Annotated in this window: 12 protein-coding genes; 5 read left to right on the plus strand and 7 right to left on the minus strand. The window is 68.0% G+C overall.

From position 1 onward, the window contains the following. A partial coding sequence (locus FDZ70_03275) for a PASTA domain-containing protein (GenBank protein TLM78923.1) occupies positions 1–698 on the plus strand: 698 nt, incomplete at its 5' end. Between the two features lie 27 nt (positions 699–725). On the opposite strand, the gene FDZ70_03280 is transcribed toward FDZ70_03275, so the two are convergent. The 7 genes from FDZ70_03280 to FDZ70_03310 form a co-directional block, all read right to left on the minus strand. After that, the gene (locus FDZ70_03280; protein TLM78924.1) at positions 726–2,393 is read right to left on the minus strand and encodes a hypothetical protein; all 1,668 of its coding nucleotides are present in this window, start codon (positions 2,391–2,393) and stop codon (positions 726–728) included. Between the two features lie 91 nt (positions 2,394–2,484). Then, positions 2,485–3,732 (minus strand): ATP-binding protein, encoded by a 1,248-nt coding sequence (locus tag FDZ70_03285; GenBank protein TLM78925.1) that lies wholly within the window; start codon positions 3,730–3,732, stop codon positions 2,485–2,487. Positions 3,733–4,019: 287 nt separating this feature from the next. After that, on the minus strand, positions 4,020–4,508 hold the full coding sequence (locus tag FDZ70_03290; GenBank protein ID TLM78926.1) for a hypothetical protein: 489 nt from the start codon (positions 4,506–4,508) through the stop codon (positions 4,020–4,022). Next, positions 4,489–5,148, minus strand: a complete 660-nt coding sequence (locus FDZ70_03295) for a toxin-antitoxin system HicB family antitoxin (GenBank protein ID TLM78927.1) — start codon at positions 5,146–5,148, stop codon at positions 4,489–4,491. Before FDZ70_03295 ends, FDZ70_03290 begins: the two co-directional genes overlap by 20 nt. After that, entirely contained in the window at positions 5,148–5,342 is a 195-nt protein-coding gene (locus FDZ70_03300; GenBank protein TLM78928.1) for a hypothetical protein, read from the minus strand. The genes FDZ70_03295 and FDZ70_03300 overlap by 1 nt, the downstream gene beginning before the upstream one ends. A 185-nt stretch (positions 5,343–5,527) precedes the next feature. Next, positions 5,528–6,076 (minus strand): hypothetical protein, encoded by a 549-nt coding sequence (locus FDZ70_03305; GenBank protein ID TLM78929.1) that lies wholly within the window; start codon positions 6,074–6,076, stop codon positions 5,528–5,530. 466 nt (positions 6,077–6,542) lie between these two features. Next, entirely contained in the window at positions 6,543–6,713 is a 171-nt protein-coding gene (locus FDZ70_03310; protein ID TLM78930.1) for a helix-turn-helix domain-containing protein, read from the minus strand. A 130-nt stretch (positions 6,714–6,843) separates the two neighbouring features. On the opposite strand from FDZ70_03310, the gene FDZ70_03315 reads away from it, so the two are divergent. From FDZ70_03315 to FDZ70_03330, 4 genes are all read left to right on the plus strand, one after another. Then, positions 6,844–7,401, plus strand: coding sequence for a helix-turn-helix transcriptional regulator (locus tag FDZ70_03315; GenBank protein TLM78931.1), 558 nt, complete (start codon positions 6,844–6,846; stop codon positions 7,399–7,401). Further along, entirely contained in the window at positions 7,073–8,458 is a 1,386-nt protein-coding gene (locus FDZ70_03320; GenBank protein TLM78932.1) for a site-specific integrase, read from the plus strand. The genes FDZ70_03315 and FDZ70_03320 overlap by 329 nt, the downstream gene beginning before the upstream one ends. Positions 8,459–8,700: 242 nt before the next feature. Then, positions 8,701–8,904 (plus strand): hypothetical protein, encoded by a 204-nt coding sequence (locus tag FDZ70_03325; protein TLM78933.1) that lies wholly within the window; start codon positions 8,701–8,703, stop codon positions 8,902–8,904. A gap of 48 nt (positions 8,905–8,952) precedes the next feature. Beyond that, the gene (locus FDZ70_03330; GenBank protein TLM78934.1) at positions 8,953–9,456 is read left to right on the plus strand and encodes a restriction endonuclease; all 504 of its coding nucleotides are present in this window, start codon (positions 8,953–8,955) and stop codon (positions 9,454–9,456) included. The last annotated feature ends 2 nt before the right edge of the window (positions 9,457–9,458 follow it).

Genomic DNA, 9,458 nt, shown 5'->3' on the forward strand with positions numbered 1-9,458 from the left:
TCCTCGGACTGCTCCCCGGCGCGGACGGCGACAAGGCGATCGTCGTCCCCGGGACGCCGGGAAGCGCGGCGCGCGGCGGCGCGGCCCCCGCGAGTGTCGGGGCCACCGTCGTGGTCCCGGGCGTGGTGGGCCTCGACATCGCGAAGGCCGGGACCGCGTTGCGCGCCGCCGGGCTCGCGATCGGCGAGACGATCTACGCGCGCGCCGAGGGCAAGGCGGCCGGCACCGTGCTCGAGCAGTCGCCGGCCGGCGGCGAGGTGGCGGCGGCCGGCTCTGCGGTCAGCGTGATCGTTGTGCTCGCGGAGGGGGCGAACCCGAACGCGACGTCACCGCCTGCCGCCAAGAAGCCCTCCGCCGGCTACACGCTGGTGCCGCTCACTCCGGCCACCCCGGCGGGTGACTCGCCGAATGCCCCGACCGCCGCGTTCACCATGGCCGACACGGTGTGGTTCACCGACGTCGCGCACTGGCGGCTCGTGCTCGACGCGGGCGCGTCGACCGATGACGGCACCATTACGACCTACACCTGGACGGTCAGCTACGGGACCACCGAGGAGACCCTGTCCGGCAAGACCGTGGACAAGACGTGGGACGGCAGCTCGGGCGGTGACGTCCTGCCGGTGTGGGTGCGCCTCACCGTGACCGACGACACGGGCCTGACCGGCACCGTGACGAAGAACTGCGACTTCTCGGACTGAGCCGGCGCTTCGGCGCGCGCGCCGCGCCTAGTTCTGCGACGCCATCCACGCCAAGCGCGGCGCCTCCGGGACCGGGCCGGTCCCGCCGCACACGAAGCCCCACTGCATGGCTGCCTCGAACGGCGCGCTCGTGATCAGCGCGTTCGTCTCGGCGTTCATCGTCGTGGCGCCGTTACCGGTCAGCAGCAGCGGGCTCGCCTTCCTGCCCAGCATGGGTCCCGCAGCGAGCGCGTCGGGGATGGACGCCGCGACGCCGGGCTGCGAGTAGCCGAGCCACGCGTTGCTCTGCGCGCGCTGCGCGATCGCGACCGCAGTTCCGTAGCGCGACGTGCCCGCAAGCCGGTTACCCGGGGGCACGCCGAGCGCGATGCGCGTGGCGTCGGACACCGCGGCCGTGCCACCCGCCAGGTACCGGGTGCTCAGCGACAGCGCCGTCATCACGGCCGTCGTGGTCGCCGGCACGCTGTCCCGCGCCGTGAGCAGGATCGGGTAATGCCGCGCGTACGCGATCGGCGACAGCGCGAGCGCGTCCCAGTACTTCGTGGCGTCCGCGCCGTTCGCGATGAGCGCGGTCGTCGGGAACGCCCCACCGAGCTTGGTCTTCATCCAGCGCGCCACCATGGCGGCGGTCTCGTAGCGTGTGCCTCCGGCGCACCGGTCGACGGATCCCACGGTGGGGATGTCGCCCAGGTCCCCGGCCACGCTCGCCGACACCGCGCCGGTCCCGCCCACGATATGGATCTTCACGCCGTCCGGCATCACGCCGATCGCGTTCGATACGACCGAGGGGACGGAGTCCTTCCGCACGAGCAGGAGCGGGGCGTTGTAGGCCCCGGCGAGCCCGGATGCGGACAGCGCGTCCACGACCGCAGCATCCTCGCCGCTCGCGACGATGACGTCGGTCACGTTCTTCCACGAGCCCCACAGGTCGGGCGGGAACGACTCCTTGGCCATCTGGACCGCCGTGTCGTAGCGGCTCGCACCCGACTCGCGCACGACGTCGTGGTAGACGCTCGCGAGGTGCCGGAGCGGGATCGTCACCGTCGTCGTGGTGTTCTCGGCGAGGTGCACGTCGCAGTCGCCCCACGAGTTCGTCCACGGGCGCGGGGGGTTGGTCTCGAACGCGGTGTCGTTGTCGAAGCCGTAGAGCCGGTACAGGTCCGCGCGCCAGTGCGCGGTGGCCCAGCCGTCCGAGCCGGTCATCGAGCCGATCCCGACGTTGGCCGAGACGTCCTGCGCGTCGGCCATGACCCCGGCGATGGGACCGCCGGTCGCCTCGGTCACGAGGCGCATCCGCACGTGCGCCGCCGGCGACATCGTCGCGTTCGCGGTGACCGTGCCGGCGACGACCGTCAGCGTCTCGCTACGTGAGTCGAAGTAGTAGTAGCCGTAGCGCCAGCCCTTGCCGGCGTAACGGCCCGAGGAATCCCAGAACGCGACCCGGCTGCCGGCGGCGTTGACGCCCGCGATCGTGTAGTCGCCCGACGCGTTGGTCGACCCCGACCCGGCGATCATCCAGCTGCCGCTCGGGCGCTGCCACACGGTCACCGAGATCCCGGAGATCGGCGCGCCGGTGTGGGTGTCGGTGACGTGACCCTGCACGGTGCCGGTCACCGCCATCGCCGTCGAGGTCGACGCGAGGAGCACGACCGTCGTGACGATCGCGAACGTGATGCGAAGACGTGAGACCCGCATGGCTCGACACCCCCCGGTGACGGTGATCATCCGAGGGAGAAGGTTCCCCGCGAGGGGCGCGGCGACACGAGTGGGTGCAGGGCCGCTGGCGCTATGCCTGCCCGAGCCGCCACAGCGCGTCGATCGGCAACGCCCACATCCCGTCGCCCATCGGCGCCGCGGTCGTGCCCGTGTGTAGCACCATGCCGCGATGGAACCGCCGGCCCACGTTCGCCGCGAACGAGCGGAGGCCCTTGAAGTCGCGCGCGGACGGCGCCGAGGTCGACTTCACTTCGATGCCGACCAACCGCCCCCGCCGGTCCTCGAGGACCCAGTCGACCTCGCCACCGCGGCTGTCCCGATAGTGCATCAGGTCGGCCGACTCGTCTGCCGCGGCGACCTGCTTCATCAGCTCGCCGCCCACGAAGGTCTCGAGCATCGGGCCGAGGCGGTCCGGGTCGTCGAGCAGCCTGGCGGCGTCGAGCCCGACGAGATGCGCGGCGAGGCCGCTGTCGACGAACAGCACCTTGGGGGACTTCATGAGCCGACGCCCCGCGTCGCCCGACCATGACGGGATGAGGCGCACCGTGAAGGTGCGCGTGAACAGCGCGAGGTAGCGGTCGAGCGTGGCACGGGCGATCCCGGTCGAGCGCGCCAGGTCCGCGACGTTGAGCAGCATGCCGCTGCGCGCAGCGAGCAGGCGCAGGAGACGCGGGAGCGCGACTCGCTCGCCGACGGCCGCGAGCTCCCTCACGTCACGCTCGAGCAGCGTGGTCAGGTAGCTCCTCATCCATCCGTCACGCGGCTCGCCTGCGGGCAGCGAGACCGCCTCCGGGAACCCTCCACGGACGACCCGCTCGGCGATACCTCGCCGAGTCTCGGCGCCGGTGAACCTCGCGAGCGGCCCGTCGGCGAACACCGCATCGACGAAGCGCTCCCGCGCACCCTCGATCTCGCCTTGCGACAAGGGCCACAGCGTCACGACGCGCATCCTGCCCACCAATGCGTCCGACAACGCCGGCAGCAGGAGCACGTTCGCGGAACCCGTCAGGGTGAACCGGCCCGGACGGCGGTCCTCATCGACGCTGAGCTTGATGGGGAGCGAGAGCTCGGGCGCACGTTGGATCTCGTCGATCACCACGGGATCAGCGAGCGTGAACACGAACCCCTGCGGGTCTTCACGCGCCGAGGCCAGAACGACCGCGTCGTCGAGCGTCACATAGGCAGCGGGGCGCACGGCCCCGACCAGCTCGCGCACGAGCACGGACTTGCCGGCCTGCCGCGGCCCCTCGATGAGGACGACAGGGGACCACTCGAGTGCCTGGAGCACCTCATCGGTGGCGTTGCGTTCGAGGAGCATGAGTCCTCCGAGGTGGGAATGTGCTCACACGATGTAGCACATATCTACCACTCGGTGAGAGATTTGTACACCTCCGCCCGCGGGTCGGCGCAGCGTGCATCGCGCGCTATACTGTCGCGGCGCCCTCGTAGCTCAGGGGATAGAGCACAGGTTTCCTAAGTCGCCCGAGCCGTTCTCGCTCAGTCGCTCCTATGCCATCTAGCTGCGGGTTCGTTCTCGCTGCCTAGCGCTGGTTCGACGCTCGTCGCGCTACTCCCGGTAGCAATGCGGTAGCGGAATTGGGTCGCCTACCCGTCCGACCGGCTAGCCTTCTGCTCCGACAGAACGCTCTCAAGTACCTCGTCCGTCAGGAACGGCAGTGTGGGGATTGGCACAGCTGCACGAAAGCTCAGCGTGTCTACCAACTCCCGCAGGTACGGCCAGCAGACCTGGACCGCGTCCCTTCCCAGCATCGCCGCCATCTCCTGACTCAGCTCACCGGACTCCGCATCGAACACGACGTCGAAGCAGGCCTGCGTCTTCTGGTAGGGCTTCCGCTGACCCTGCGCCCGCGAGCTCAGGCTGAATGAGCACACTGCGCGAAGGTACCCGCTCATCCCATCGACTTCCGTCTTGCCTCGCACCTTGTGCGACGCCCTCGCCTCTGCATTCTCCGGAAATGCCTCACGACACACGTCTAGGGTGACCCCGCCCAGAAAGACTCCCACCAGCGTCATGTTCCCCGCCAGCTTCTCGTATGCCTCTCTGCTTCTTGTCTCAGCACTTCGTTTCGGCACAGCTGGTCACCTTCTCTCGGGCTCCACTCGGTGGCATCCGATACTGCGCTTGCGACCGCAACTCGTACCACACGATATGCTCCGAGGTGAATTCGGGAGCTGACACCCCCGCGAGGTCGACGCGCCAATCGGGCGAGTAGCCCTCGGGCTGCCCTGTCTCCATCTTCTCCGAGCGCAGGTCAGACATGACCCTCTTCAACACGTCGAGCTGCAGCTGCGTCCAGCCTCCCGACTCCGCCGACCCCAGCCCATGCGACACGTACGACACCAGCAAGCTGTTGAGACTAACCCCTTCGCGTTCAGCTTCTCGCGCAACCCTCGCATGGAGACCCCTCGGCATCCGCAAGACGGTGCGCCCGCTGTACTCGGCATCCCTCGTGGGCCGGGGCATCGCTCCTCCGTGCGCCTCCACGTCGTCTGCCCAGTCCTGGAAGGCAAGCTTCAGCTCCTCGTAAGCCTCATCCAGCGCGTGGGCCGCCGCCATGCAGCCTGGCAGCAGCGGAACGGTGAGAACGTACTCCCCGTCGTCGCCCTTCTCCACCTCCACCACGTACTCGTCCAATGAATGGTGCCTCTTCTTCCTTGCGGTCCTCATGGCCGTTGCCTCCTCGCGCACAGCACCCGCACGACCAGCACTCATCACTCTTCCTCCAGGCCGAAATGCCTACACAAGTTCCTGACGTAGCAGCGCTTGACCTCACCGTCGTGTCCCACAGCCAGACTCGCCGGGAACTGCGTACCCTCCCTTCGGACCACGAAGTGGCCCTTGCGCGTCTCACCCCACGAGAACTTGCCTGCGTAGCCTAGCGCCGCCCACAAGTCCTTCTCCTTCATCGGGAGACCCTTGAGCAGCCGCGCGTATGCCGCCTTGTCAGACGCAGGGGTCACCCTACGCAACCTCCCAGCTCACCCGAACACTCCGGAATACGCACAGTATCATATCTAGTACTACCCGTCCGCGACTACTGTCATCCGAAGAACTCCAGCTCCGCAACATGCGGCGCGCGCGCGCGCTCGTTTCAGCTCCTCCACGCACACCACACAACCGGTGGACCTCTCCACCCTGGCTCATCCTTCGACTCGAACGCCACGTCGACCTCAAGTAGCCCCATCGCGTCCCGCACCTCCTGCAGACAACCAGCCCCGCCTCGCGCAATGGCGACCTCCAATCCGCGTGCCACGAGGTAGCGCTTTCGGCCCTTCCCACGGCCATCGCCGTCGAATGTCTTTCCGGCGTACTTGGCCGCGTAGGTCGCAGCCCTCTCAACGCTTCCCCACAGCTTCAGGTCCACCCGAACGAACCTCGCGCCACCGCTCGGGGGCATCGCGCGACGGCGCAGGAAGGCAGTCCAACCCACCCTCAGAATCGAAAGTTCATCCTTCGAGAACCCCGCCGGCACGAGAATGTGCCAGTGCCATCCATGGCCTCCTGGATGCAGCTCTGGCACGGCAATCCACGCCTGTCCGTGGTGGACCTTGTGCCCATGGTCATGCAGGAAGTCCTGAACGAAGCGTAGCGCCCGGTCGTAGTCATGCACGCCTTCGCCAGGGAAGGTCAGTGTGACCATGAGGCGCAATCCATACCACCGGCACAGCCGCCGCACTCTCGTGCGCGCCCGTCTCGCGCAGGCGTCCTGACTGTGGGCCGCCCGCTCCTCCCGACGTTCTTCAGCGAGCTCTGCTGCTCGTTCGAGACCGTACGCAGCCTCGTCAGCGTCTCGGCGTCGCTGCTCCATCTCCGCCGAGTCGCTCGCCCGCGGCCAAGGCCCGCACACCACACCGCAGAGCTCCCCGCCTCCATCCGGGTACTCAATGGCGGTGACTCTGACGGGGGGCTTCAGAATCTCACCCGTGACAGGGTCGACCCATTCACCGTCCCTCCCGAGAAACGATGCAACTACAAGGCTAGGGGCGGGGCGATTCTCGCCCCGCCCCGGTGCCGGCGCAGCGCCCGTCGGGGCCGGCCGGCGCGGGCCGCCGGGACGCCTCCGCGCCCCAGACGACCCCGCATCCGGCCGGCGACCGTCCGCGCGTCTACTGCCCGCCATGCTCCCGGAGCCATGCGAGCACCTCCGCCGCGTCGAACCGCACGTAGCGCCCGACCTTGACGTGCGGGATGCCCCCGCACGCGACCTTGCCGTACAGCCAGCTCGCCTTCACGCTCAGGCGCTCCGCCATCTCGGCCACCGTCAACAGCCGTTCCACGTGTTCCGAAGTCCCTTGCACTCCTCGTCACCTCCTCTCGCCCGGTGCTTGTCCGCATGGTTCACTCTCCGCTTGCCGTGTGCAACAGTAGCGTGTAATCTCGCAGTTAACACATCCCGAGGAGGCCGCCATGGACGAAGAACAGATGCAGGCCATCGAGGCGCTCCTCCCGCAGCTCGAAGCGCTGCAAGGCCAGCCGTTCGGTCAGCGCCTCGGTCGGCTCAGGGAGGAGAAGGGCTTGACCCAAGGCGAGCTTGCTCGCGCTGCGGGTATCACTCGCCCGTACCTGACCCAGGTCGAAGGCGGCCGCACCCCGTCAGCCGAGCTGCAGGTCCGTCTCGCGCACTGTCTCGGGCTCGATGACATGGACGTCGCCATCCTCACCGGCACACTCACAGCCGCCGACTTCGCCAAGGGCCTGCGCATCCAACGACTCATCGATGCAATCCGCGAGCACCTGCCTGCAGAGCTCTACGCCGAATTCCTCGCGCTCCTCTCTCCAGACTCCGGCGTCACTTCCTGGGCGACCCGCATGGCAACCCTGGCAGGCGTCGAGGACTTCCAGCCCGCGGAGCCCCTCCCCGGCTGGTCGAAGCTCACCGCCGCCCACCGCAGACTCATCCAGCAACTCGTCGCCAAGCTCGTGCTCGCGCAGCAGGCGGAGGAGGTCGGTACCGATGGCGATTAGGCGCAACGGCCGTTGGGGAGCGCGCATCTACGACCCCGCGCTCGGCCGCCAGGTGTGGCTCGGCACATACGACCTGAAGAAGGATGCCGAGCTGCGCGAACGGGAAGCCAAACGGGCGCTCGACCTCGGCCAGTTCGTCGTCCCCAAGCGCATCGGACTTCTCGACTTCATCGAACGCTGGCTGCCGACGCTCGGCGTGCGCACGTCGACCCTCGACGACTACCACAACACTTGCCGCCACATCACGGCCCACTTCGGCAACCGGCCCATGAACGCAATCACCACCGAGGAACTCGACCTGTTCCTCGCCGACTTCGGGCGCTGCCACGCCCCGGCCACGGTGCGCAAGACCGCGACACGACTGCGCCAGCTGTTCCGCCGCGCGGTCGCGTGGGGATACATCACCGCCTCGCCCGCCATCGAGCTCAGCGCCATCCCGCGCGCGCAGAAGCGAGGCGAGCTGCGCGTCCTCGAACCGAGCCAGGTCGCGGCACTCCTCGATGCGGCACCGGACTACTGGCGGCCGGCCTTCCTCGTCGCGGTCACGTGCGGACTGCGACGCGGCGAGCTGTTCGGACTCACTTGGGCCGACGTTCTGTGGACCCGACGCCGCATCCGCGTCCGCCATCAGCTCCAAGACGGCCGGCTCGTCGCACCCAAGTCCGCCTCGGCTCTGCGCGAGATAGACGCCGGCCCCATGCTGCTCGCCGCGCTGGCCAACCACAGGACGAGCTGCCCACGCAGCGAACTCGACCTCGTGTTCCCGACACCCTCGGGTCGACCCGTCCACGCATCGGACTGGAACCGCGACATACTCGTGCCGACCCGCACGCGTGCGACACTGCCGGACCTCACGCTGCACGACTTGCGGCACACCTTCGCCAGCGCCCTCATCCACAACGGCCTGAGCATCAAGTACGTTCAGACGGTCATGGGGCACGCGTCGGCGCAGACGACGCTCGATGTGTACGGCCACCTGTTCGAGACCGGGGGCCAGGACGCCGCGCGCAAGCTGGAGTTGTGGCTGTCGGAATCCGCCGCCGAGCGCACCGCGTAGCCTGTCGCCCGTCGTCGCTCGCATCCCGCCGGGACAACGCCAGGACGCGGCAACGAGGGCAGTTGCCTGTGCGCCCCCCTTACCCCTCTGCCGCCTTCGGCCGTCGAGGCCTCGGCGGCAGCCCCTCAAGAACGCCACACCAGGCGAGAAGTCAGCCCCGAGTGCTACCTTGATGGCCGAGGCCGCTCCGCGGCACACCGCGATAGGAGGGGGACGCTGTGTATCCGAGCTCAGGAGCAGGAATGGACGGCCTGCTGAACGCAATCATGGTCGGGGGGGTCGCGTACCTCGCGTTCGCCATCGCCATGTTCGCCGGTGGGGTCTTGGTCGCCTACCTCATCATCAAGAACGCCGTCCGCGACGGCATGATTCAGGCAATCAAGCGCACCGGACTCGACTCGGCCGGCGGCTCCACGTTCATCCACGGCTACCCGCCGCCCCAGTAGCTGTCGGCCACAACGCCCAGTCCAGCATCCCCTCCAACCCCTGGAGGCATCGTGCGCTTGGAGAAGTACTCCTACCGCTACGCAGAGCAAGTGCTCAACAGCCACCTCACGCTCAAGAATGAGGTGGAGGCGATACTCACCGCGCCCGACATCTCGCTGGAGACGCTGAGCCGCCCCGAGTTCAATCGCGTCCTTGAGGACAAGCTCGTCGCAGCGGGCTGGCAGCGTCAGCCCCCCGTGTTCGACGCCGATGACGACGCCTCGGCGCGTCTCGACTTCATGAAGGACAGGGTTGGAATCGAGGTGCAGTTCGGCCATTCGTCCTTCATTGGCATCGACCTACTGAAGTTCCAGGTCGCCAGCTACTCCGCGCTCGACAAGCTGGACGTAGGCATCTACGTCACCACCACCCGCCACTTCCAGAAGCACATGCGCGAAGAGCACGACCAGAACTGGGAGGGCTCGCTCACCTTCGAGAAGGTTCAGACCTACCTGCCCAAGTTCAAGAGCGCCATCCAAGTGCCGCTCTACGTTCTCGGCATCGATGTCTAGAC

It is taken from the genome of Actinomycetota bacterium (assembly GCA_005774595.1).
In the GTDB taxonomy this organism is placed as follows: domain Bacteria; phylum Actinomycetota; class Coriobacteriia; order Anaerosomatales; family D1FN1-002; genus D1FN1-002.